This window comes from Mycobacterium deserti, from assembly GCF_025345615.1.
GTDB lineage: Bacteria > Actinomycetota > Actinomycetes > Mycobacteriales > Mycobacteriaceae > Mycobacterium > Mycobacterium deserti.
Map to the genome: position 1 here is coordinate 272333 of NZ_JAODWD010000006.1, position 23222 is coordinate 295554.

At 67.6% G+C, this 23222-nt stretch carries 26 protein-coding genes; 15 read left to right on the plus strand and 11 right to left on the minus strand.

Annotated elements, in window-relative coordinates:
- Window positions 1-56: 56 nt before the first annotated feature.
- A complete protein-coding gene (locus N4S67_RS24135; protein ID WP_260995562.1) occupies window positions 57-521 on the plus strand; it encodes a PPOX class F420-dependent oxidoreductase in 465 nt (154 codons plus the stop codon).
- Here N4S67_RS24135 and N4S67_RS24140 read toward each other — a convergent pair.
- Complete coding sequence (locus tag N4S67_RS24140) at window positions 487-912, minus strand: DUF3224 domain-containing protein (protein WP_260995563.1); 426 nt, start codon at window positions 910-912, stop codon at window positions 487-489. The two genes, N4S67_RS24135 and N4S67_RS24140, sit on opposite strands and share 35 nt — an antisense overlap.
- Before the next feature lie 234 nt (window positions 913-1146).
- Between N4S67_RS24140 and N4S67_RS24145 the strand changes: the two genes are divergently transcribed.
- The 3 genes from N4S67_RS24145 to N4S67_RS24155 are packed head-to-tail and all read left to right on the plus strand — an operon-like array spanning window position 1147 to window position 4164.
- Complete coding sequence (locus N4S67_RS24145) at window positions 1147-2382, plus strand: glycosyltransferase family 4 protein (protein ID WP_260995810.1); 1236 nt, start codon at window positions 1147-1149, stop codon at window positions 2380-2382.
- Complete coding sequence (locus N4S67_RS24150; RefSeq protein ID WP_260995564.1) at window positions 2376-3107, plus strand: class I SAM-dependent methyltransferase; 732 nt, start codon at window positions 2376-2378, stop codon at window positions 3105-3107. The genes N4S67_RS24145 and N4S67_RS24150 overlap by 7 nt, the downstream gene beginning before the upstream one ends.
- Entirely contained in the window at window positions 3094-4164 is a 1071-nt protein-coding gene (locus N4S67_RS24155) for a prenyltransferase (RefSeq protein WP_260995565.1), read from the plus strand. Before N4S67_RS24150 ends, N4S67_RS24155 begins: the two co-directional genes overlap by 14 nt.
- A 34-nt stretch (window positions 4165-4198) precedes the next feature.
- On the opposite strand, the gene N4S67_RS24160 is transcribed toward N4S67_RS24155, so the two are convergent.
- The gene (locus N4S67_RS24160) at window positions 4199-4846 is read right to left on the minus strand and encodes a class I SAM-dependent methyltransferase (RefSeq protein WP_260995566.1); all 648 of its coding nucleotides are present in this window, start codon (window positions 4844-4846) and stop codon (window positions 4199-4201) included.
- A gap of 88 nt (window positions 4847-4934) precedes the next feature.
- Between N4S67_RS24160 and N4S67_RS24165 the strand changes: the two genes are divergently transcribed.
- Entirely contained in the window at window positions 4935-5504 is a 570-nt protein-coding gene (locus N4S67_RS24165) for a TetR/AcrR family transcriptional regulator (protein WP_260995567.1), read from the plus strand.
- Here the strand turns inward: N4S67_RS24165 and N4S67_RS24170 are convergent.
- Entirely contained in the window at window positions 5501-6034 is a 534-nt protein-coding gene (locus tag N4S67_RS24170; RefSeq protein ID WP_260995811.1) for a TetR/AcrR family transcriptional regulator, read from the minus strand. The two genes, N4S67_RS24165 and N4S67_RS24170, sit on opposite strands and share 4 nt — an antisense overlap.
- Window positions 6035-6186: 152 nt before the next feature.
- Between N4S67_RS24170 and N4S67_RS24175 the strand changes: the two genes are divergently transcribed.
- Window positions 6187-7527: a cytochrome P450 gene (locus N4S67_RS24175; protein WP_260995568.1), complete on the plus strand. Its 1341-nt coding sequence runs from the start codon at window positions 6187-6189 to the stop codon at window positions 7525-7527.
- Window positions 7528-7541: 14 nt separating this feature from the next.
- Here the strand turns inward: N4S67_RS24175 and msrA are convergent, their stop codons facing one another.
- Both msrA and msrB read right to left on the minus strand, forming a co-directional pair.
- Window positions 7542-8081 carry a peptide-methionine (S)-S-oxide reductase MsrA gene (gene msrA / locus N4S67_RS24180; RefSeq protein WP_260995569.1) on the minus strand — a complete coding sequence of 180 codons (540 nt, stop codon included), beginning with the start codon at window positions 8079-8081 and terminating at the stop codon, window positions 7542-7544.
- A 13-nt stretch (window positions 8082-8094) separates the two neighbouring features.
- A complete protein-coding gene (gene msrB, locus N4S67_RS24185) occupies window positions 8095-8547 on the minus strand; it encodes a peptide-methionine (R)-S-oxide reductase MsrB (RefSeq protein WP_260995570.1) in 453 nt (150 codons plus the stop codon).
- Between the two features lie 38 nt (window positions 8548-8585).
- On the opposite strand from msrB, the gene N4S67_RS24190 reads away from it, so the two are divergent.
- The 4 genes from N4S67_RS24190 (at window position 8586) to N4S67_RS24205 (ending at window position 11447) form a co-directional block, all read left to right on the plus strand.
- Window positions 8586-8972 (plus strand): hypothetical protein, encoded by a 387-nt coding sequence (locus N4S67_RS24190; protein WP_260995571.1) that lies wholly within the window; start codon window positions 8586-8588, stop codon window positions 8970-8972.
- 39 nt (window positions 8973-9011) lie between these two features.
- Complete coding sequence (locus N4S67_RS24195; RefSeq protein WP_260995572.1) at window positions 9012-9539, plus strand: nuclear transport factor 2 family protein; 528 nt, start codon at window positions 9012-9014, stop codon at window positions 9537-9539.
- A complete protein-coding gene (locus tag N4S67_RS24200; RefSeq protein WP_260995573.1) occupies window positions 9536-10564 on the plus strand; it encodes an NAD-dependent epimerase/dehydratase family protein in 1029 nt (342 codons plus the stop codon). The genes N4S67_RS24195 and N4S67_RS24200 overlap by 4 nt, the downstream gene beginning before the upstream one ends.
- 109 nt (window positions 10565-10673) lie before the next feature.
- A complete protein-coding gene (locus N4S67_RS24205; RefSeq protein ID WP_260995812.1) occupies window positions 10674-11447 on the plus strand; it encodes a class I SAM-dependent methyltransferase in 774 nt (257 codons plus the stop codon).
- 3 nt (window positions 11448-11450) lie between these two features.
- Here N4S67_RS24205 and N4S67_RS24210 read toward each other — a convergent pair whose 3' ends face one another.
- Window positions 11451-12197 carry an enoyl-CoA hydratase-related protein gene (locus N4S67_RS24210; protein WP_260995574.1) on the minus strand — a complete coding sequence of 249 codons (747 nt, stop codon included), beginning with the start codon at window positions 12195-12197 and terminating at the stop codon, window positions 11451-11453.
- Between the two features lie 33 nt (window positions 12198-12230).
- Between N4S67_RS24210 and N4S67_RS24215 the strand changes: the two genes are divergently transcribed.
- Window positions 12231-13610 carry an NAD(P)/FAD-dependent oxidoreductase gene (locus tag N4S67_RS24215; RefSeq protein WP_260995575.1) on the plus strand — a complete coding sequence of 460 codons (1380 nt, stop codon included), beginning with the start codon at window positions 12231-12233 and terminating at the stop codon, window positions 13608-13610.
- 20 nt (window positions 13611-13630) lie between these two features.
- Here N4S67_RS24215 and N4S67_RS24220 read toward each other — a convergent pair whose 3' ends face one another.
- The gene (locus N4S67_RS24220) at window positions 13631-14101 is read right to left on the minus strand and encodes an SRPBCC family protein (protein WP_260995576.1); all 471 of its coding nucleotides are present in this window, start codon (window positions 14099-14101) and stop codon (window positions 13631-13633) included.
- A gap of 60 nt (window positions 14102-14161) precedes the next feature.
- On the opposite strand from N4S67_RS24220, the gene N4S67_RS24225 reads away from it, so the two are divergent.
- The 3 genes from N4S67_RS24225 to dps all read left to right on the plus strand — a co-directional run bounded on the left by N4S67_RS24225 (window position 14162) and on the right by dps (window position 16093).
- Window positions 14162-14536 carry a DUF427 domain-containing protein gene (locus tag N4S67_RS24225; RefSeq protein ID WP_260995577.1) on the plus strand — a complete coding sequence of 125 codons (375 nt, stop codon included), beginning with the start codon at window positions 14162-14164 and terminating at the stop codon, window positions 14534-14536.
- 9 nt (window positions 14537-14545) lie between these two features.
- Window positions 14546-15457 (plus strand): DNA-3-methyladenine glycosylase family protein, encoded by a 912-nt coding sequence (locus N4S67_RS24230; protein WP_260995578.1) that lies wholly within the window; start codon window positions 14546-14548, stop codon window positions 15455-15457.
- A 78-nt stretch (window positions 15458-15535) separates the two neighbouring features.
- Window positions 15536-16093, plus strand: a complete 558-nt coding sequence (dps, locus tag N4S67_RS24235; protein WP_260995579.1) for a DNA starvation/stationary phase protection protein Dps — start codon at window positions 15536-15538, stop codon at window positions 16091-16093.
- On the opposite strand, the gene aqpZ is transcribed toward dps, so the two are convergent.
- The 4 genes from aqpZ to N4S67_RS24255 all read right to left on the minus strand — a co-directional run bounded on the left by aqpZ (window position 16086) and on the right by N4S67_RS24255 (window position 21033).
- Window positions 16086-16889 (minus strand): aquaporin Z, encoded by an 804-nt coding sequence (gene aqpZ, locus N4S67_RS24240; protein ID WP_260995580.1) that lies wholly within the window; start codon window positions 16887-16889, stop codon window positions 16086-16088. The genes dps and aqpZ overlap by 8 nt on opposite strands.
- A gap of 180 nt (window positions 16890-17069) precedes the next feature.
- Window positions 17070-18500 (minus strand): PGRS repeat-containing protein, encoded by a 1431-nt coding sequence (locus N4S67_RS24245; protein ID WP_260995581.1) that lies wholly within the window; start codon window positions 18498-18500, stop codon window positions 17070-17072.
- Window positions 18501-18817: 317 nt separating this feature from the next.
- Window positions 18818-20206, minus strand: coding sequence for a chloride channel protein (locus N4S67_RS24250; protein WP_260995582.1), 1389 nt, complete (start codon window positions 20204-20206; stop codon window positions 18818-18820).
- Window positions 20207-20217: 11 nt separating this feature from the next.
- Window positions 20218-21033 (minus strand): PaaI family thioesterase, encoded by an 816-nt coding sequence (locus N4S67_RS24255; protein WP_260995583.1) that lies wholly within the window; start codon window positions 21031-21033, stop codon window positions 20218-20220.
- Window positions 21034-21094: 61 nt separating this feature from the next.
- Here N4S67_RS24255 and N4S67_RS24260 point away from each other — a divergent pair, with 61 nt between their 5' ends.
- Window positions 21095-23140, plus strand: coding sequence for a heavy metal translocating P-type ATPase (locus N4S67_RS24260; protein WP_390893501.1), 2046 nt, complete (start codon window positions 21095-21097; stop codon window positions 23138-23140).
- Window positions 23141-23222 lie beyond the last annotated feature (82 nt).

The window sequence follows — 23222 nt, forward strand, 5'->3', positions numbered from 1 at the left end:
CGACACGTGACGGAAGTGATTTACCGGCTCATCCGCGCCGATGTCATCATGCCTACATGGCCCGGAAGTTCGCGACCGCAGACACCGTTGACCTAACCGAACTCCTCGACTTCATTCGCCCGCGGCACCGCATGGTGCTCACGACGTTTCGGACCGACGGATCGCTGCAGAGCTCGCCTGTGACCGGAGGCGTCGACGACGCGGGCCGCATTGTGATCGCGAGCTATCCGCGGCGCGCCAAGTCGACCAACATCCGCCGCCAGGGCGACGTCAGCGTGACGGTGTTGTCCGACGAGTTCGACGGACCCTACGTACAGGTCGACGGCGACGGCGAGGTGATCGACCTCCCCGACGCCGTCGAGCCGCTGGTGGACTACTTCCGTGCCATCTCGGGTGAGCATCCCGACTGGGACGAGTACCGCCAGGCCATGGTCGACCAGGGCAAGTGCCTGATCCGCATCACGCCGCGACGGTGGGGTCCGGTGGCTACCGGAGGCTTCCCGCCGACAGATCAGAAGTAGCGGTGTCGAGGCCGTCGAGGTTCAGCGTCATCGAACCGGTCGGGTCGGCGCGGAACTCGCCGGTGCCCGCGGCCTCGGCGAGTTCGCCCGTACCTGCCGCGATGCGCAACTCTGCACTGGCGACGGAGTCGCGATAGACGCCGTCGTGCACCAACACCAGGCCGCCCTCCTTACCGGCAACGGTCCCGGTGATGTGTTCGACGCCGACGAACAGCGCCGACTTGTCCGGCGCGTAGGCCAACAGCCACTTCGTCGTCGACGTGCCCTTGATGTCTCCGTCGTAGCGTTTCTTGACCAGCGCCTCGGTCAGCTTGGTGTCTTCATTACCGTCTTCGAACGGCGTCTCATCCCAGCCGGCGAACTCGAACGTCGCCTCGATGTGTCTGCTCATGGCTGTCGGATACCCCCGCTTCGGAGTGCGAAATCGAGGGACCGGAGGACGCGGACCGAGGCGCCTGTGATAGTCAGAGCATGGCGGCCGCGTTGCGTCCGATAGCACGTCAAACTATAGTCTGGACACATGTCCAGAGGGTTCGGAGTCTTAGCGTGACGAAAAGTGGCCAGCTCTTCGGGCCGGCCGCCGCCCCCGGACATGTCCGCTCCTGCGCATCGTCGTGAGTTGAGCATGCGCATCGCATTGTTGTCCTACCGGAGTAAGACCCATTGCGGCGGACAGGGTGTTTACGTCCGCCATCTCAGCCGCGGCCTGGCCGAACTCGGCCATGACGTCGAGGTGTTCTCGGGTCAGCCCTACCCCGAGGGCCTCGACCCGCGGGTACGCCTGACCAAGGTGCCGAGTCTGGATCTCTACCGTGAGCCGGACCCGTTCCGCATTCCGTGGCCGAGCGAGATCAAGACGAGTATCGATCTGCTCGAGCTGCTGACGACGTGGACGGCGGGCTTCCCCGAACCCAAGACGTTCAGCCTCCGCGCCGCCCGCCTGCTGGCCGAGCGTCGCGACGAGTTCGACGTCGTGCACGACAACCAGTGCCTTGGCACCGGCCTGCGCAAGATCGCCGACAGTGGATTGCCCGTCGTCGCGACCGTGCACCACCCGATCACCCGCGACAAGGTCCTCGACGTCGCGGCCGCGAAGTGGTGGCGCAAACCGCTGGTGCGCCGCTGGTACGGGTTCGCGGAGATGCAAAAGGAAGTGGCCCACCAGATTCCGGAACTGCTGACCGTCTCATCGACGTCGGCCGCCGATATCGCGCAGGACTTCGGGGTATCGCCCGAACAGCTGCACGTCGTTCCGCTCGGAGTCGACACCGAACTCTTCAAGCCCGCTGCGCAGCGGGTTCGCAACCGCATCATCGCGATCGCCAGCGCCGATGTGCCGCTCAAGGGCGTCGCGCATCTACTCAACGCCGTCGCGCGGCTGCGCGTGGAACGCGACCTCGAACTGCAACTTGTCGCCAAGCTCGAACCGAACGGGCCAACCGAGAAGCTGATCGCCGAGCTCGGCATCTCCGACATCGTGCACAGCTCAAGCGGACTGACCGACGCGGAGCTCGCCGACCTGCTGGCGTCGGCCGAAATCGCCTGCATCCCCTCGTTGTACGAAGGATTCTCGCTGCCCGCGGTCGAAGCGATGGCCAGCGGCACGCCCATCGTCGCCAGCCGTGCCGGGGCGCTGCCCGAAGTCGTCGGGACCGACGGACAGTGCGCGCGCCTGGTCACACCGGCCGACGTCGACGAGTTGACCCGGGTGCTCGGCGAACTGCTCGACTCCCCGCTGGAACTCCGCAGGCTCGGAGCGAACGGCCGCCAGCGTGCGCTTGACGTCTTCAGCTGGGAATCCGTTGCGGCGCAGACGGTTGCGGTATACGAGCAGGCGCGCAACCGGGTAGCGGCATGCTGACCGTCGACTTCGACCGGCTCGGGGTCGGCGCAGGCACGAAAGTGATCGACGTGGGCTGCGGCGCGGGCAGGCACAGTTTCGAGGCGTACCGCCGCGGCGCCGATGTGGTCGCGTTCGATCAGAGCGCCGAGGACCTCAACGACGTCGACGAGATCCTGCAGGCGATGAAGGAGCAGGGCGAGGTGCCCGCATCGGCGAAGGCCGAGGCCGTCAAGGGCGATGCGCTTGACTTGCCCTATGCGGACGGCACTTTCGATTGTGTCATCGCCTCGGAGATCCTCGAGCACGTCCCGGAAGACGACCGCGCGATCACCGAATTGATCCGGGTGCTCAAGCCGGGCGGGTCGCTCGCGATCACGGTGCCGCGGTGGCTCCCGGAGAAGGTGTGCTGGATCCTCTCGGACGAGTACCACGCCAACGAGGGCGGGCACATCCGCATCTACCAGGCGGACCGATTGCGCGACAAGGTGCTCGCCCACGGGCTGCAACACACGCACACCCACCACGCGCATGCCCTGCATTCGCCGTATTGGTGGCTCAAATGCGCTGTGGGCACTGAGAACTCAGAGCACCCCGCGGTGACGGCGTATCACAAACTGCTGGTCTGGGACATGGTGAGCCGGCCTTGGCTGACGCGCACGGCGGAGTCGGTGCTCAACCCGCTGATTGGCAAGAGCGTGGCGCTGTACTTCAGCAAGCCGGTGGTGCCTGTTGCTGTCTCTTGATGCCCCGGGTGTGCCCGGCGTCCTGACGCCCGCGCAGTGCCGACAAACCGCACAGGCGATCGCCGAGACCCAGGAGCCCTCGGGCGCCATCCCGTGGTTCCCCGGCCACCACACAGATCCGTGGGACCACGTCGAGAACGCGATGGCACTGACGGTTGCGGGTCTGCTCGAGCCCGCGCGAGCAGCGTTCGAATGGTGTCGCACCATGCAGCGCCCAGACGGGTCATGGCCGATTCAACTGCGCAACGGTGTGGTCGAAGACGCCAACAGCGACAGCAATTTCTGCGCCTACATCGCCACCGGCGTCTGGCACCACGTGCTCGTCACCGGTGATCGCCGGTTCGCAGAAACCATGTGGCCGGTTGTCAGCAAGGCCATCAGCTTCGTACTCGAATTGCAGGCTGGCGGTGGGGAAATCGCCTGGGCGAAGGGGCCTTCCGGTCCCGAGCCGGATGCGCTTCTGACCGGGTGCGCGAGCATCTACCACAGCATCCGCTGCGCGCTGGCGCTCGCGGACTACTTCGACGACCCGCAGCCGGAATGGGAGGTCGCCGTCGGCCGTCTCGGACATGCCATCGTGCACCACCCAGAAGCGTTCGTGACAAAGGACCGCTGGTCGATGGAGTGGTACTACCCGATCCTCGGCGGAGCGCTGCGCGGCGCCGCGGCCCGGCAGCGCATCGACGAGCGGTGGGACGATTTTGTCGTGCCTGGTCTCGGCATCCGTTGCGTTGACGACCGGCCGTGGGTGACTGGAGCCGAAACCTGTGAACTGGTCCTGGCTTTGGACGCGATGGGCGACTCCGTGCGCGCGCACGAACAGTTCGCGGCCATGCACCATCTGCGCGAGACCGACGGGTCCTATTGGACCGGCCTGGTGTACGCGGATGGGAAACGCTGGCCTGTTGAACGCACGACGTGGACCGGCGCGGCGATGATCCTCGCCGCCGACGCGCTGTCGCGGACCACGCCGGCCAACGGCATCTTCCGCGGTGCGGAACTGCCGCGTGGTCTCGAGGGCGAATACGATTGTGAGTGCGCGACAAGCGATCGCTAGCTCGACACCCTGAGAGTGCTTCGGCGCTGAGGCGTTACAGCGCCTCGCCGGGCACGCCGGACGTCCGCTCGAGTACCCGCATCGACCCGGTGGCCGATACCTCGAGGAAATCCCCGGTGTCCAGAGCTCTGCGGTAGACGTGGAAAGGCGCCTGGCCACCGTCCTCGGGATCGGGGAACACGTCGTGAATGATCAGCGCGCCACCGATGTCGACCCACCGAACCCAGCCGTCGAAGTCTCGCTGTGCTGCTTCTTCGGTGTGGCCACCGTCAATGAACAGCAGCCGCAGCGGCATGCGCCAGCCGCGCGCCACCACCGAGGATTTCCCGACAACCGCGACGATGTGGTCGTCCACGTCGGCGGCATCTAAGGTGTGCCGCAATGTCGGCAGTGTGTCGAACAGTCCGGTCACCGGGTCGACCATCGACGTGTCGTGGTACTCCCAGCCTGGCTGGTGTTCCTCCGAGCCGTGGTGGTGGTCGACGGTGTAGATCACGCCGCCGGTCTGTTCGGCCGCCGCGCCGAGTAGGACCGTCGACTTCCCGCAATACGTACCGATTTCGACGCCGATGCCATCGCCGAGGTACTTGATCGCCGTGTCGTACAGCGTCCGACCCTCGTCAGCGGGCATGAACCCGATGACCTGTTCTGCAAGCGCGAAGAGTTCGTCAGTGTGGCTCATAAAGGTGTCTCCTCCTCGCGCAAGCGCTCATCGGTGGCCCCCAACTTACCGTTGCTGGCACTGGGTAGTTGTAGTAGCGTCCGGACATGTGTCCGACGCGGCTCTGGAGTCGACGCGGCGCCGTCTGACCGCCAAACAGGCTGACACCGTTGATCGCCTTGGTCGAGCCGCGGTCGAACTGCTCAGTCGTGAGGGCTTTGCCGGTCTGACCGTGCGCCGCGTGGCCGCCGAGGCGGGCGTCGGTGCGGCCACCGCCTACACCTACTTCTCTTCCAAAGAGCATCTGATCGCCGAGGTGTTCTGGCGCCGGCTGGCGGCCGCCCCGCCCGCACCGCACGAGACGGGCGATCCGGCCGCGCGCGTCATCGAGGTGCTGCGGCACATCGCACTCCTGGTCGCCGACGAGCCGGAGTTCGCGGGCGCGGTGACCAACGCACTGCTGGGCCGGGACCCCGATGTGGAGGTATTGCGGCTGCGCATCGGCCGCGACATCCGCGACCGGCTGACCTCAGCGCTGGGGCCGACGGTCGATCCGGATGTCATCGACTCACTGGAGATGCTGTACTCGGGCGCGCTGGTGCGCGCGGGCATGGGCTACGCGTCGTACGCCGACATCGCGCAGCGATTGGAGAAGTCGGCCCGACTGATGCTGGGCTAGCGCGAGCCGAACAACGCGGTCGAGGCCGCGATCGCGGGATCGAGAATGCCGCGCACGTCGTGGCCGTCCTCGACGAACAACGCAGTCAGTTCCCGCAGGCCGCCCAGCAGGATCAACGCCATGGGTCGCGAGATCGGCGACAGGTCCGCGCGCTGAAACCCCGGGCTGTCGGTGAGGTCGACGAGCATGTCGGTCAGGCGGTCCATCGCCATCCTGTGCAGCGGCATCGCTGCGGCGCCCAGCGCGGGCGCCTCACGAATCCAGCTCAACGTGATCGCGGGCCGGGCTGCGATGTGGTCGACGTAGGCCGTCGCGGCCTGCCGAATCTGCTCGTCCCAGTCGGCAGCCGGATCGACGGCGGCGGTGATGTTGGCGATCAGCGTCTCGTTGTTCCTGTGCAGGAGTTCGATCAGGCATTCCTCCTTGCTCGCGAAGTGCTCGTAGAACGTGCGCTTCGACGTGCGGGCCTGCCGGACGATGTCGGCGACCGTCGTATCGCGGTAGCCGCGTTCGTTGATCGACGCGGTCATCCCGTCCAGCAACCGGTCGCGGAAGGGGTCTTGGACCGCTGTCGTCACATCGCCTCCTTCCAACCCTTGCGCATGCCTGGTACAGGGCGGTACCGTACGAGACATCCTCGGTACATCGTAGTACCAAAGCGACCGCTGGGAGTGGTTCCGACATGACCGATGCTGCAGTTGTCAACAGCGATGCCCCCACCACACCGCTGCGACGCCCGCCGGCGTTGCCGTACCCCAAAGTCGCGCAGGGCGTGGCTTTCGCCGGATTCCGCCGGTGGATGATGCGCAAGGCGATCGACAAGTACGGGCCGGTGTTTGCGATCAACATTCCGTTCTTCGGGCGCACGGTGATGGTCGCCGACCAGAAGTTGGTCAAGCAGGTGTTCATGGCGAGCACCGACGACCTGATCAACGTGCAGCCCAACCTCAGCCGGATCTTCGGCGACGGGTCGGTGTTCGCGCTGGACAAAGAGGCGCACCGAACCCGCCGCAAGCTTCTCGCGCCGCCGTTCCACGGCCAGAGCATCAAGAACTACGAGAAGATCATCGAAGAGGAGACACTGCGCGAGACCGCGAACTGGCCGGAGGGCACCGAGTTCCGGTCGTTGGAGCCGATGAACCGGATCACGCTCAACGTGATCCTGCGAACCGTGTTCGGCGCCGACGGCATCGAGCTCGACTACCTGCGCAAGATCATTCCGCCGTGGGCCGAACTAGGTTCGCGCATGGCCACTTTGCCCGAGCCACCGTTCAGTCTGGGGCGCCGTAGCCCATGGGGCCGGCTGGCCGAGTTCCGCCGAAACTTCGACGACACCGTCTTCGCGCTGATCGACAAGGCCGAGGCGGATCCGCGCCTGGACGAGCGCACCGACATCCTGGCTCTGCTGCTGCGCAGCCGCTACGAGGACGGCACGCCGATGTCGCGCCAGCACATCTCCGACGAGCTGCTGACGCTGCTCGGCGCCGGACACGAGACCACCGCCTCGACCCTCGGGTGGGCCTTCGAACGGCTGCGCCGCCATCCCGACGTCGTCGCCGAGCTAGTCAGGGAGAACGACGAGGGAGGCGGCGACTACCGCCAAGCCATGATCCTCGAACTGCAGCGCGCCCGCACCGTCATCGACTTCGCCGGAAGGCACGTCACCGCACCGCATTTCGAGCTCGGCAACTGGCGCATCCCGCACGGCTACACGATCATCGTGAGCCTGGCCGATCTGCACCGGAACGCCGAGATCTTCCCCGATCCCGAGAAGTTCGATCCGAGCCGCTTCGTCGGCACCCGGCCGCCGGCGTTCGCGTGGATGCCGTTCGGCGGCGGAACGCGGCGCTGCATCGGCGCCGCCTTCGCCAACACCGAAATGGACGTGGTGCTGCGAACGGTGTTGCGAGACTTCACGATCGAGACCGATAACGCTCCCGACGAGAAGGTGCACTTCCGAGGTATCGCCTACACCCCGAAGGACGGCGGCCTCATCACCGTGCGGCGACGCCGGGCGGCCTAAGCCGCCCAGGCCAGCTAGGTTCTCCGACTGTCGTGTGGGCCCAGCTCGGCCTTCTCCCGTTTCGGCAACGTCCAACCCGGGCGGGGGAAGTGGCAGGTGTAGCCGCTGGGAAACCGCTCCAGGTAGTCCTGGTGTTCGGGCTCGGCCTCCCAGAAGTCGCCCGCCGGAGTGACCTCGGTGACGACCTTGCCCGGCCACAGGCCGGAAGCGTCGACATCGGCGATGGTGTCCAGTGCGATGCGCTTCTGCTCGTCGTCGACGTAGAAGATCGCCGACCGGTAACTGCTGCCGACATCGTTGCCCTGACGATTCTTCGTCGTCGGATCATGGATCTGGAAGAAGAACTCGAGCAGCGCCCGATAATCGGTCTGGGTCGGGTCGTAGACGATCTCGATCGCCTCGGCGTGTCCGGGGTGGTTGCGGTAGGTGGCGTTGGCGTTCTCGCCGCCGGTGTAGCCGACCCGGGTCGACACCACGCCGGGCTGCCTGCGGATCAGGTCTTGCATGCCCCAGAAGCAGCCGCCCGCCAGGATCGCCTTCTTGTCGTCGCTCATCGCCGATTCCCTTCTAGGCCGTCTTTGTGAACAGGGACTTGTAGTCCCCATATCCTTGTGCCTCGAGGTCGTCGAGGTGGACGAACCGCAACGCCGCTGAGTTGATGCAGTAGCGCAACCCGCCTTCGGTGCGCGGCCCGTCGTTGAAGATGTGTCCGAGGTGGCTGTCGCCGTGGCTCGAGCGCACCTCCGTGCGGATCATCAAGTGGGAGAAGTCGCGCTTCTCCACCACGTTGTCCTTGTCGATCGGCCGAGTGAAGCTCGGCCAGCCGGTGCCGCTCTCGAACTTGTCGACCGAGGCGAACAACGGCTCGCCGGAGACGACGTCGACATAGATTCCCGGCTCGTGGTTGTCCCAGTACTCACCGGTGAACGGCCGCTCCGTGCCGTTCTCCTGGGTGACGTGGTACTGCTCGGGCGACAAAGCGTCGACGGCCTGAGGATTCTTGTTGTATTGCTGGGCCATAGTGCTTGTATAACCGTGTGCGCTCCTCGTGTAATCCCGTGCTGGTAGCCGTCATCACCTTGTCCGTTTTCGGCGCTCCACAGGCGTCGGCTCAGACCACGGTCGAGCCGCCCGAGCGTCCGTCGGCCGGCGCGATGTTCACCGACAACCCCGCGATCGTCGATGCGCATCCGATGCCGGTCGCTTCGTGGAGCCGATTCGCCGACGACCGTGCGCTGGCCGTGCACTTCACCACCGGCACACCCCAGTGCTTCGGTGTGCACGCGACCACGCGGGAGACCGCCGACACCGTGACGGTCGAGTTGCGCAGCGGCACGTTGCCCGAGGCCGTCGGGCGCGCCTGCATCATGATCGCACTCGAAGGCACCCTGCAGGTGCCGCTGCAGGCGCCGCTCGGCGACCGGCGGGTGCTCAGCGTGTACTGACTCTCGACAAAGTTCAGTAGAACGTGTTCTAGTTTTCCGATGATCATGTTCAGCCGCGACGAGCTGGCCGGGGCGTTCGAGAGGTTCGAAGCGACCGTCGCCCGCGCCGCCGAGACACGCGACTGGGACCCATGGGTGGAGCAGTATGCACCCGACGTGACCTATGTCGAACACGCTGTGGGCACCATGCGAGGACGCGATGAGGTCCGCCCGTGGATCTGGCGGACCATGGAGAGCTTCCCCGGTAATCACATGACGTCGTTCCCGTCGCTGTGGACGGTCATCGACGAGCCGACCGGCCGGATCATCTGCGAACTGGACAATCCCATGCGCGACCCCGGGGACGGCTCGGTCATCAGCGCCACCAACATCTCGATCCTCACCTACGCCGGTGACGGACTGTGGCGCAGGCAGGAGGACATCTACAACCCGCTGCGGTTCGTCTCCGCGGCGATGAAGTGGTGCCGCAAGGCCGAGGAGCTCGGGACCCTGACCGACGAGGCCGCCGACTGGATGCGGCAGTACGGCGCGGACGCAAGGAGCACGGAAGGCAGACGTCAACGGTGAGCGCTCAACCCAAGCTTGTCATCGGTGCGAATGGTTTCCTCGGCTCGCACGTCACCCGGCAACTGGTCGCCGATGGTCACGAGGTGCGGGTGATGGTGCGCCCCACAGCGAAAACGATCGGCATCGACGACCTGGACGTCACCCGGTTCCTCGGCGACATCTGGGACGGCGACACCCTGCGTGAGGCCATGTCCGGCTGTGATGACGTGTACTACTGCGTCGTGGACACCCGCGGGTGGCTCAATGACCCGGCACCACTGTTTCGCACCAATGTCGAGGGCACCCGCAACGTGCTCGAGGTCGCCAGGAACGTGCACGACGATGGCGCGCTGCGCAAGTTCGTCTTCACCAGCAGCTATGTGACGGTCGGGCGGCGTCGCGGCCACCGCGCGTCCGAGGACGACGTGATCACCAGCGAACGCGGGCTCACGCCATATGTGCGTTCCCGGCTGTGGGCCGAGAACATGGTGCTGCAGTACGCGACGGAGTACGGGCTGCCCGCGGTCGCGATGTGCGTCTCGACGACCTACGGCGGGGGCGACTGGGGCCGGACTCCGCACGGGGCGATCATTGCCGGAGCGGCGTTCGGCAAGCTGCCGTTCGTGATGAGTGGCATCGAACTCGAGGCCGTCGGCGTCGACGACGCGGCGCGGGCGATGATCCTGGCCGCCGAGCACGGACGGGTGGGCGAGCGCTACCTGATCTCGGAGAAGATGATCAGCAATGCCGATGTCGTGCGGATCGCCGCCGAAGCCGCGGGCATGCCGCCACCAACGAGATCGCTTCCTCTGCCTGCCGCGTACGCGTTGGCCGCCATCGGCACGGTGAAGGGCCGGCTGCGTGGCACCGACGAACAGCTGTCGCTCGGGTCGCTTCGCCTGATGCGCGCAGAGGCCGAAGTAGACCACGGCAAAGCGGTGCGCGAACTGCATTGGCAGCCAACGCCTGTCGAGGAATCCATTCGTGAGGCGGCGCGCTTCTGGGCCGGCCTGCGCGACGCTCGACGCAAGAGCAAGTCGGGCTGAACGGCGCGCCGATCGGTGTTCAGCGCGTAGCACGTCCGGTTGCACCGGGACTAGCCTGCGATGCGTGCGCGACAAACTGAACGTCGACCTGGCGGGAGCGCCGCAGACCATGCTGGCGACGTTCTACGCCAAGGCTCTGGACGCCGATCTGCCGAAGCCGATCCTGGGCGATCGGTTCGCCAAAGAGATCGTCGACCGCATCAACTACGACTGGAAGAAGACCGCGATCACCGCGGCCAACTCGCCATCGGTCACCACTCGCAGCGCGCACTTCGACAACTGGGCCCGGCAGTTCCTGACGGTCAACCCCGCCGCGGTCGTCGTGCATCTCGGTTGTGGGCTCGACGCCCGCGCATTCCGGCTCGACCCCGGACCCGGCGTCGAATGGTTCGACGTCGACTACCCTGACGTCATCCGCCTGCGTGAACAGCTCTACCCCACCCGCCCGCACTATCGTCTGATCGCCGCGTCGGTCACCGATCCGAGTTGGTTCACCGAGATCCCCCGTGGCCGACCGCTTCTGATGGTCGGCGAGGGGCTGACGATGTACCTGACCCGGGACGACGGAGTCGCCCTGCTGCGTCGCGTCGTCGACCACGCTCCGTCGGGTGAGCTGCAGTTCGATGCGTTCAACCGGCTGGGCATCAGATCGCAGTGGATGAACGCGGTGGTGCGCCGCGCCGGGGCGACCCTGCACTGGGGCATCGAAGGTCCGGCCGACATCGTCGACGCGGTGCCCGGCGTGCGGCTGTTGAGGTGGGAATCTCCGTTCGACTCCGCGAGCTTCGCCAGGGTGGCGTGGTACTACCGCGCGATGGCCGCGGTCATGAGACCCGTTCCGGCACTGCGCTATATGGCGCAGTACCACCGCTACGCGTTCTAGCGGTCAGGAGCCGCCGAGTTCGGCGATGACTTCGGCGTAGAGGCGGGCCTTGATGGCCCCGAACACCGGACCGGCCTTCGCGGCCCGCTCCTCGGCGCGCGCCACCGCCACGTCGAGCACCTCGCCCTCGCCTGCGGTCGCGGCCACGATGCCTGCCGCCAGCGCAGCCTCGCCGCCGTAGCGCCGCGCCGTGGTCATCGCCTCGTGTGCGGTGGCGATCGGCAGGCGCGCGCGGATCAACGCGTTCATTCCCGCCGTGAACGGAATACCGAGGTCGACCTCGGGCAAGCAGAAGAACCCGCGGTCGCCGCGCATCACGACCAGGTCGTGCGCCAGGGCCAACATCGCGCCCGCGGCGAACGCGTGACCCTGCACCGCGGCCACGATCGGCGCCGGGAAGGCCAGCACTCGCGCAAACAGCGCATGCACCCCAGCCAGATTCGATTCGGCCGCATCAGGGTTCGCCGCCATGAAGTCGAGGTCAAGGCCGTTGGAGTAGAACTTGCCCGCGCCGGTCGTCACGACGGCCTTCGGCCCCTCGGCGGCCTCTACCTCGTCGAGCGCGGCGTTGATGGCCGCCAACCGATCCGGGTGGAACCGGTTCTCATCGGTTCCGAGCGTCAAGACGAACACCGCCCCGCGGCGGTCCAAAGTCGCCGCCGAAGCGGCTCCGGGGTCAGATGTCGCCGCCGAAGCGGCTCCGGGGTCAGATGTCACCGCCGAAGCGGCTCCGGGGTCAACGTCTTTCATCCCGCGATTAGATCACTGGTGCATCATCGGACGATGACCACCACAGGTCCCGTCAACGGTCTGATCTCGCACTGGTTCACGCAGTACCCCCCGTTGCGGCCGGCGCTGCCGGGCGACCGCGACGTCGACGTGTGCATCATCGGCGCGGGCTACACCGGGCTGTGGACGGCGTACTACCTCGCCAAGGCCGACCCCTCATTGCGAATCGCCGTGCTGGAGTGGCGATTCGCTGGGTTCGGCGCATCTGGCCGCAACGGTGGCTGGCTGTCCGGTCTAGTGCCCGGCGACCGGAGTCGAATGGCGGCCCGATACGGCCGCGACCGCGTCCTGGCCTGGCAACGTTCCCTCACCGAGGCAGTCGACGAGGTCATCGACGTCGCCGCGCGGGAGCGGATCGATGCGGGAATCGTCAAGGGCGGGACGCTGCATGTCGCCCGCAACCATGCTCAGGCGGCGCGGCTCACCACCGAGATCGACGAAGAAATCGGCTGGGGCGTCGACGGAATCGCCGTACTGACGAAAGGTGAAGTTGTAGAACGTATTCGGCTCGACAGTGTGGTCTGCGGGTATCACAACCCGCACTGCGCGCGCGTGCAGCCGGCGCAGCTGGTCCGCGGTCTCGCCGACGCCGTCGAGCGCCTCGGCGTCGACATCTACGAGATGACGGAGGCCATGAAGGTCGGGCCGGGCGCCGTGCGCACACCGCGCGGCACCGTGCGCGCACCCATTGTGCTGCTGGCCACCGAGGGGTTCACCGCGTCGCTGCCCGGCCTGCGGCGACGCTGGCTCCCGATGAACAGCTCGATGATCGCCACCGAGCCCATCCCCGATGAGCTGTGGCGCGCCATCGGCTGGCGCGGCCGCGAGACCCTCGGCGACACCGCGCATGGGTTCTTCTATGCGCAACGCACCGTCGACGACCGCATCGCCATCGGCGGACGCAGCGTGCCGTACCGGTTCGGGTCGCGCACCGACCTGGACGGCGCCGTGCCCGCGGCCACCATCAAACACCTGACCGCCGTGTTGCATTCGGCGCTGCCGCAGATCCGCGACGTCCCCATCGCCCACGGCTGGTGCGGCGTGCTGGCGGTTCCACGCGATTGGAGCGCGAGTGTGACCTTCGACCGCGCAACGGGTTTCGGTTCCGCGGGCGGTTACGTGGGCCACGGCGTCACCGCTACCAATCTGGCCGGGCGCACCCTGGCCGACCTGACGCTCGGGAAGCGCACCGCGCTGACGGAGCTGCCCTGGGTTGGCCATCGCTCCCGCGACTGGGAGCCCGAACCGCTGCGATGGCTGGGCGTGCGCGGGATGTATCTCGCCTACAAGGCGGCGGACTGGCACGAGTCGCGGGGCCGAGCGACCACGTCGCCCATCGCGGTGGTCGCCGATAGGATCGCAGGCCGCCCCTGATGCGCCCGGTGTTCTAGTGCCTACGTCCGCTCGGCTTTCTCCTTGAGCCGCTGCAGGGTGCGCTTGATGTTCTCCGAGTTGGCCGTGTCGCGATCCTTGACCCCCGTCGCCCAACCGGCAGGCGTCCGGAACCAGCCGGGCCTGCGGTCCCACGTTTTCTCGACGACGCGACAGCCGGTGCCCTGGGGGACGATCTCGTAGCGCCAGTGCGCGACGGGGATGATCGTGCTGCGCACGTCGAACGCGAACACCCGCCCGGGGTCGGCCTCGGTGACGGTGCACGTGGTGCTCCACGTGCGTGCGCCGTTGCGGTTGCGGCCCGTGAACACGGCACCGGGACGCGCCGCGTCACCCTTGCGCCACTCCATCGCGTGTGTCTCTTCGGCCAGTGCGGCCAGCGTCGGCAGGTCTGTGATCAGCCGGTAGACGGCCTCGGGGTCGGCGTCGATGGTGATGTCCGCCTGCGCGGAAGCTGCTGGCTGCTCTGTCATGGGGCGATCGTATGTGGCGTCGCTGGAATCATGGGGCGGACCAGTGACGTTGGGTCTGATATGAGCGAGCGACCCGTACTGGAACCGACCGAATCGCATCCGATCACCGTGGCACCGACCGGTAGGCACGTCACAGTGCGCATCAACGGCGAGGTGGTGGCCGAGACGGACGACGCGTTGACGCTGCAGGAGTCGACGTACCCGGCGGTGCAGTACATACCGTCGCGCGACGTCGTGGGTTCGGTGCTGCGCGACAGCGACACCCAGACGTACTGCCCGTACAAGGGCGACGCGAGCTACCACCATGTCGTCACCGCGGCGGGCGACACCGTCGAGGATGCGATCTGGACTTACCGCGAGCCGTATCCCGCGGTGGCGCCGATCGCCGGGCACATCGCGTTCTATCCCGAGAAGGCCGACGTCTCGATCACTTAGTGTGTAGCGGTGAGCGTCGTTGGCCAGGTCGTCTTCGACGGGCCGGTGAGTCCGGGTCTGACGTTGTCGCCTCTGCGGCGCGGCCGCAACGATCCGTGCTTCCACAACGCGGCAGACGGCGCGATCTGGCGGACCAGTCTGATGCGCACCGGACCGGTGACGGCACGCATCACCAAGTCGGCGCCCGACACCGTCGACTGCGAGGCCTGGGGAAGCGGCGCAAGGGAATTCGTCGAGACGCTGCCCGCCCAACTGGGGGCCGACGACGACGCGTCCGGTTTCGAGCCCGACGACCCCACCCTGGTCGCCGCGCATCGGCGGGTTCGGCACCTGCGGCTGGGCCGCACTGGCCGCGTTCTCGAAGCGTTGGTGCCCGCCGTACTCGAACAGCGCGTCTACGGCAAGGATGCCCGACGCGCGTGGCGGCTTCTCGTCAGCAAGTTCGGCGCACCGGCACCGGGCCCCGCGCCGGCCCACATGCGCCTACCTCCGGCCGACGACGTGTGGCGGCGCATCCCGTCGTGGGAATTCCACCGAGCCAACGTCGACCCCGGCCGTGCGCGCACGATCGTCGGCTGCGCGCAGCGCGCCGACTCGCTGGAACGGTTGGCCGCTCGCCCGGCCGAGCAGGCCCGTGCGGCGATGACCTCGCTGCCGGGCGTCGGTGTATGGACAGCGGCCGAAGTGGCACAACGCGCGTTCGGCGACGCGGACGCGTTGTCGGTGGGCGATTATCACCTCGCGAAGATGATCGGCTGGAGCCTGCTCGGGCGCCCGATCGACGACCCCGCGATGGTCGAACTGCTCGATCCGGTCCGCCCGCACCGCCACCGGGCCGTGCGGCTGCTCGAGGTCAGCGGGTTGGCGGTGCTGCCGCGCTTCGGGCCTCGCCAGGCGATACCGAGTCTTGTCGATTTGTGACGTGCCTCGCGACCGGGTTACGCCCTGGTGACAACGGGTAGTCGGCTCCCGACACCCAGTGTGCAAAGGAGCTTTCTGATGGCTGAATACACCGTTCCCGGAATGACCGACAAGCAGGGCGCGCAGGTGGTCGAACTCCTGCAGAAGCAACTGAGCCGGTACAACGATCTGCACCTGACCCTCAAGCACGTGCACTGGAACGTGGTGGGCCCGAACTTCATCGGCGTGCACGAGATGATCGATCCCCAGGTCGAGCTGGTCCGCGGTTACGCCGACGAGGTGGCCGAACGGATCGCCACCCTCGGCGGCTCGCCCAAGGGCACCCCCGGCGCGATCATCGCGGACCGGACGTGGGACGACTACTCGCTCGAGCGTGACACCGTGCAGGCGCACCTGGCGGCGTTGGATCTCGTGTACGACGGCATCGTCGAGGACACCCGCAAGAACATCGAGGAGACCGAAGAGCCCGACCCGGTGACTCAGGACATGCTGATCGGGCACGCCGCGGAACTCGAGAAGTTCCAGTGGTTCGTGCGCGCGCACCTCGAGAACTCGGGCGGCCAGCTGGTCAACAAGGGCAAGAAGACCGAGAAGGGTGCCGCCTCGGCCGCGAAGGAGACCTCGTCGGCTAAGTAGTCGTCCTGTGGGGCGTCGTCGACGCGGTCGGTTCCTCCAACGCGTCGTCGCGCACCGGACGCTCTGCCAGCTGTTCCTCGGACCTGCCGAACAGGTACGGATAGGCCGCACCCGCGATCGCGGCGCCGATCAACGGTGCCAGCCAGAACGCCCAGAGCTGCATCGGTGCGCCGTCACCGTTGAAGAACGCGACGCCGGTGGACCGCGCCGGGTTCACCGACGTGTTCGAGATCGGGATCGAGATGAGGTGGATCAAGGTCAGCGTGAGCCCGATTGACAAACCCGCGAAGCCTTTTGGCGCGCGGTCGTCGGTCGAGCCGAGGATCACCAGAAGGAAGATGCCGGTCAGCACCACCTCGGCCACGAGGACCGCTGTCAGTGTGTATCCGCCGGGGGAGTGGTCGCCGTATCCATTGGCAGCCATGTTGCCTGTCGCCGTCCAGCCCTCCTGCCCCTTGGCGATGATGTAGATGACTAGCCCGGCGACCAGGCCGCCGACCACCTGGGTGAGCCAGTAGGCGGGCAGCACCTTCCACTCCACGCGTCGTGCCAGCGCCGCCCCGAGCGTCACCGCGGGGTTGAAATGACCGCCGGAGATCGTGCCGAAGGCGTACACCCCGGTGAGCACGGTCAGCCCGAAAGCCAATGCCACACCGAGAAATCCGATGCCGAGCGATACGCCATCGCCGCACGTGAACTTCGCGGCGAACACCGCGGCACCGCAGCCGCCGAGAACCAGCCAGAAGGTTCCGATGAACTCCGCGGCCAGTCTGTGCAGCATCGTTGGCTCGCGCATGCGTGACTCCTCCGTTGGAATTGACGCCGTGCGCTGACGGTGACACCTCGGGCCCCGTTGCGGGGGCGTTGTGTCTGAATCGTGCTGCGATGGAGATCGTCGCGATCGGCGCGTGACCCGACCGTGGCGCAAACAGAAGCGGCCGGGGCAGTTCGCCCCGGCCGCTTTCTGTGTTATCGGCTAGTCGTCGGCGCCGTCACTGCCGTCGCTGCTGCTGCCCTCGCCGCCGTCGCCGCCATCGCCGTTCGGGCTGCCGCCGTCGCCGCCGTCGCCACCGGTGCCCGAGACACCGGAGGTGGCGTCGCCGCCGTCACCACCGTTGCCGCCGCTGCTGAGCAGGCCGCCGGCGTTGCCGCCGTCGCCGCCGTCGCCGCCGTCGGCCGTGGCGAGGCCACCGACCGCGTCACCGGCCTCGCCGCCCTGACCGCCGCCACCGAGCAGGCCGCCGCCCTGGCCGCCTTCGCCGCCGTCGCCGCCCTCGCTGTCGATGTCGGGATTCGCGGTGCCGATGCCCGTGCCGGAGTCGCCGCCTTCGCCGCCGATGCCGCCGCCGCCGATCACCCCGGCGTCTCCGCCGTCGCCGCCGGTGCCACCATCGCTGGTACCGATCCCGGCCGCGCCCGCACCACCTTCGCCGCCGGTGCCGCCGCTGCTGATCAGCCCGCCGGAGTCGCCGCCGTCGCCGCCGTCGCCGCCGGTGCCTGCCCCGCTCGGAGTCGCGCCGAAGCCGCCTTCGCCGCCGGTGCCGCCGTCACCGAGGACCGCAGCGCCGCCACCGCCCTCGCCACCTTCGCCGCCGGTGGCGGTGCCCGCTCCGCCTTGCACGATCCCGGCGTCACCGCCCTCGCCGCCGGTTCCGCCGCCGCCGACGACTCCGGCCTCACCGCCGTCACCGCCTGCGCCGCCGGTGGCGCTGCCGAGGACTGCAGCTGCGTCACCGCCGCCGCCACCGGTGCCGCCTGCGCCGATGATGCCGCCGCCGCCGCCATCGCCGCCTTCGCCGCCGGTGGCGTTACCGAACAGGGTTCCTGCGTCGCCGCCTTCGCCGCCCGCTCCACCGTCGCCGAGCACGATGCCGCCGTGCCCGCCGTCGCCGCCGGCGGTACCGGTCGCTCCAGTCACGCCGACGGCCGTGTAGCCGTCGCCGCCCGCTCCGCCGGTACCGATCAGGCCTGCACTGCCGCCGTCACCGCCGGTCTGAGTTCCGGTGACAGCGTCGCCGCCCGCACCGCCGTTACCCAGCAGCAGACCGCCATTGCCGCCGGTCTGGCCGGCCGCACCCGTGGCGCCGCTGCCGATCAGCAGGCCGCCGTTCTCACCCGGCTCGTCACCGTTGCTGATCAGGGAATGGACCAGACCGCCGAGCAGGTTGCTGACCGGATCCGCTGGCGGCGGAGCCGCCGCCACAACCGGCGCAGGCTTGGGTGAGGGGAAGAGCCCGAACAAGAAGACCATCTGGATCTCGCCCACCTCCTCCTGCTGCACGATCAGCGGATTCGGCTTGGCGACCGTGGTCGGAGGATCGAGCATCAAGCCGGCGGCTCCTGCCACGGCCAATGCGCCCATGGCCAGGGTGGCCGTAGCGACAGATTTCTGCTTGGCAACCTTCATTGCCTGGTCCTTTCGTGGAAGAGGCCGCGAGGACCCCTTGGCTGGCCAACGACACACAGGGTGTGAGCAACATTGTTAGCACAGCCGAGCAAGGATGTGTAGCTAATCTCGTAGGCAAATTGAATTTACTGATACGACAATTAATGCTGGTAAGACTGCATGTTAACGAGCTAGACTGGTTGCTCAGGGCGTTCGCGCTCCGAACTACGCAAACTTGACTGCCGTCTTCTAGCAACGTGGGATCCCGTGTGCGGCGAAAACAATTAGGCCAGGCAACTTTTTCGAGCGGTCAGACGCGCGTCGATGGAGCAAACGGCTCAATCGCCGCTGCGATGCTCCTCGGCGGCGGATTCACGGTCCAGGCGCTGCGCGCGATAGATCGACACGTCGGCACGGCTGATCAGCAGGTAGGCGATTCCCACCGCGACCATCGCGCACGGAATGACCGAGAACGAGCCGGTCATCTCGGCGACCATGATCATCACCGCCAGCGGTGCGTGCGCGACGCTGCCGAAACAGGCCATCATTCCGACGACGACGAAGACCGCTGGGCCGGCCGGGATGCCAGGGGCGTCGACGAGGTCGCCGAGCCGCCAGATGGCCGCCCCGACGAAGCCGCCGATCACGATTCCCGGGCCGAAGATGCCGCCCGATCCGCCCGTGCCGATGGACAGCGACGTTGCGACGATCTTGGCGAGTGGCAGGATCAGCACGATCCACAAGGGAATCGCCAGCAGACTGTCGGTGACGGTCGCTTTCTGCGCCCAGCCGTAACCGCTGGCCAGAACCTGCGGGATGGCCAACGCCAACAATCCGACCGCCAGGCCCCCCAGCGCGGGTTTGAGCACCTTGCCGCCCGGCAGCCGCTCCGTGAGCGCGACCGTGCCATAGAAGATGCGCGCGTACAGATAGCCGACGCCGGCCGCCACGACGCCGAGCACCACGAACCATCCCAGGTCGAGCGGATGGTCGAACCGATAGTCACCGGCGACGAATCCGAACAGCGGCTCGAACCCCAGAATCGACCCGAGCACGGCGTAGGCGGTCGCCGAGGTGATGAAGCCGGGAATCAGGGCCTTGTAGTCGAAGTCGCGGCGGTACACGATCGACGCCGCAAGGACGGCCCCGCCGAGGGGGGCTCCGAAGATCGCCCCGATGCCCGAGCCGATTCCCAACGACACCGCAATGCGGCCGTCTTCGTCGGACAGGTCGAGCCGGCGCGTCAGCAGGGATCCGAACCCCGCGGAGATCTGCGCGGCCGGGCCTTCGCGGCCGCCCGACCCGCCGGACCCGATCGTCAGCGCGCTGGTGATCGTCTTGACGACGATCGCCCGGCCCCGGATCGCGCGAGGGTCGGTATGCACCGCCTCGATCGCGCTGTCGGTCCCGTGTCCTTCCGCCTCGGGCGCAAACTTCGCGACCAGCCAGGCCGAAACCAGAGCGCCGCCGAACGTCACCAGTGGAATGGCCCACGGCCGGTCGAAGCCCGCCGAACCGGGATCTCCGCCGTCACCAACGGGTTCGGGGATGTCGTAGCCCCCGAGGAAGCCGAGCAGGAAGCGGCCCGCGTAGTCGAGCGCGAGATAGAACAGCACAGCGCCGAGCCCGGCGATGACGCCGATCGAGATGCCGAGAATCAGCCACTTGCGCAGATATCCGGAGCGCCGGATGAATCCGCCCAGCCCGGATTCGCGGGTCGTGGGCATGGTCGCAGATGCTAGCGCGTATCAGCGAGGTAGGCGGTGAGTCGCGCGATGATCGCCACCGCACCGTCCGGCCCGACAGCCTGCGCATCGGCTACTCCGCTGCGCCGTCCGACGCGCAGAGCCGTTCCAACATAACGGGATTCGGATCCACTGCGGAACTGCCGCAGGAAGTTCACCCGCAACGACGCGGTGTGCATGGGGGCGTCGCCACGGCCGTCGTTGACCGCTGCTGAGCCCACCAGTTCCAGTGCCATCGCCGACACTCCGCCGTGCACGATGTTCAGGCTGTTGTTCAGCACCGAATCCTGATGCTGCAACAGCACCTTGGCCGCACCGCCGCTCTCGGCGACCTCGACGGCCATCCGGTCGCTCAGCGAGCCCGGCGGCAGCGGACCGGTCGGGCCGTCGGGAAACGGGGTGAGGCTCGCCGGCGCACTGATGTAGCAGGACCGCACTGTCCCCGTGGCGACGGTCTGGCCACGGTGGGTGAACTCGCACAACGCCAGTGCCACATCGCTCTTCGGGCCGAACGGTCGCGACGTGCCGACCACCGGCACATCCGGTGCGGTCGCGACGACGTCGAGGGCACTCGGCGCGACCTCGAGCGCCAGTTCACTGGACACCGTCCACTCGTCGTCCTGGCGGCGGTGGTGGTTGACCAGGCCACCGACGTGGTCTACCAGCATCGCCAGCGGTGCGATCGTGGCCGCGCCGGTCAGCGGATTGGTCATCGCACCCGCCGGAATCGAGGCCAGGCAGCCGTCCGGGCCGTCCTCCGATGTGACGATGCCGAAGCGGCCAAGTGGAGTGTTCAGTGGATGGGACATCGAGGTCCAGCCTGATCGCCGGGGTCTGGCCATATACCCCCAGGGGGTATATATTGTCGACATGGACATGACTGCGGTTGACCATTCGCACCATCAGGCGCATAGGGACCATGCGGACCACGCCGGACACGCTCACGGGGACCATGTCGCCCAGTTCCGCCGGTTGTTCTGGGTCATGCTGGTACTTGCCGTCCCGACGGTCGCGCTGTCCGGCATGTTCGCCTCGATCGTCGGCTATCCGCTGCCCGATCTCCCCGGTGCGCAGTGGGTATCGCCCGTGTTGGGCACGGTGATGTACTTCTGGGGCGGCAGGCCGTTCCTCACGGGCGCGATCGACGAAATACGCGCGCGCGCGCCGGGAATGATGCTGCTCATCGCGTTGGCGATCACCGTCGCGTTTATCGCGTCGTGGGGCGCGGGCGTGGGACTGCTGGCCCACCACCTCGACTTCTGGTGGGAGCTGGCGCTGCTCATCGTCATCATGCTGCTGGGCCACTGGATCGAGATGCGGTCGTTGGCGCAGACGACGTCGGCCCTCGACTCGCTGGCCGCGTTACTGCCCGACGAGGCGGAGCGGGTCGTCGGCGATGGCACAGAGACCGTGGCGCCCGCTGAACTGGACGTCGACGACGTCGTGCTCGTGCGTCCCGGCGGCAGCGTGCCCGCCGACGGAGTGGTCGTCGACGGATCGGCCGACGTCGACGAGTCGATGGTCACCGGCGAGTCGCGCCCGGTGCGCCGCGGTGTCGGTGAACAGGTGGTCGCGGGCACGGTGGCCACCGACTCCGGACTGCGGGTCAAGGTGACCGCGGTAGGAGACAACACGACGCTGGCAGGCATCCAGCGGCTGGTGACCGAGGCGCAGAACTCGTCGTCGCGGGCACAACGGCTCGCGGACAAGGCGGCCGGCTGGCTGTTCTGGTTCGCGCTGACTGCGGCCATCGTCACCGCCGCCGTGTGGGCTTTCGTGGGCCGGCCCGAGGAGGCCGTCGTGCGGTCCATCACTGTTCTGGTGATCGCGTGCCCGCACGCCCTCGGGCTCGCAATTCCCTTGGTGGTGTCGATCGCGACCGAGCGCGCGGCGCGCGCCGGGGTCCTGGTCAAGGATCGGCTGGCGTTGGAGAGCATGCGGACCGTCGGCGCCGTGCTGTTCGACAAGACCGGCACGTTGACCAAGGGCGAACCGGCCGTCACCGGCGTCGTCGCGACGGGACCGTACTCCGACGACGACCTGCTGGCGCTCGCGGCCGCGGCCGAATCAGATTCCGAACACCCGCTGGCACGGGCCATCGTCGATGCCGCGCGCAGCCGCGGGGTGGCGGTACGGCCGTCGACGGACTTCACGTCGTCACCGGCGGTGGGGGTGAGCGCGACGGTCGACGGCAAGCTCGTGCGGGTGGGTGGGCCCCGACTGCTTGCCGAAACCGGTCTCCGGGAGCGCCCCGAGGTCGGTCAATGGCGCAACGAGGGTGCGATCGTCCTGCACGTGCTGGTCGACGGTGCCGTCATCGGCGCGCTGGCACTGGCCGACGAGGTGCGCGAGGAGTCCCGGCAGGCGGTCGACGCGCTGCATGACGCCGGCATCCGCGTCGTGATGATCACCGGCGACGCCGAATCGGTGGCACGTTCGGTGGCCGACGACCTGGGCATCGACCGCGTGTTCGCCGGCGTGCGCCCCGAGGACAAGGCGGCGAAGGTCGCCGAACTGCAGGATGACGGTCTGCGGGTCGCGTTCGTCGGAGACGGTGTGAACGACGCTCCCGCGTTGGCACAGAGCGACGTCGGCATCGCGATCGGGGCCGGCACCGACGTGGCGATCGCCTCGGCCGGGGTGATCCTCGCCGGGTCCGATCCCCGCTCGGTGCTGTCGGTGATCGAGCTGTCCAAGGCCTCGTATCGCAAGATGACGCAAAACCTTTGGTGGGCAGCCGGATACAACCTGATCTCGGTGCCGCTTGCGGCGGGTGTCCTGGCGCCGGTCGGCTTCGTGATGCCGATGTCGGTGGGCGCGATCTTGATGTCGGCCTCGACGGTGGTGGTGGCGCTCAACGCCCAACTGCTGCGCCGCCTGGATCTGCGTCCGGCCGACCGTTCTCTAAGAATGTGAGAAGGCTTTGCGCGAACATTCATGACCTTCATCAACACAGCTCAGCGTCAGTATCTAAGCGTGTCAGCAAACATCGACCGGG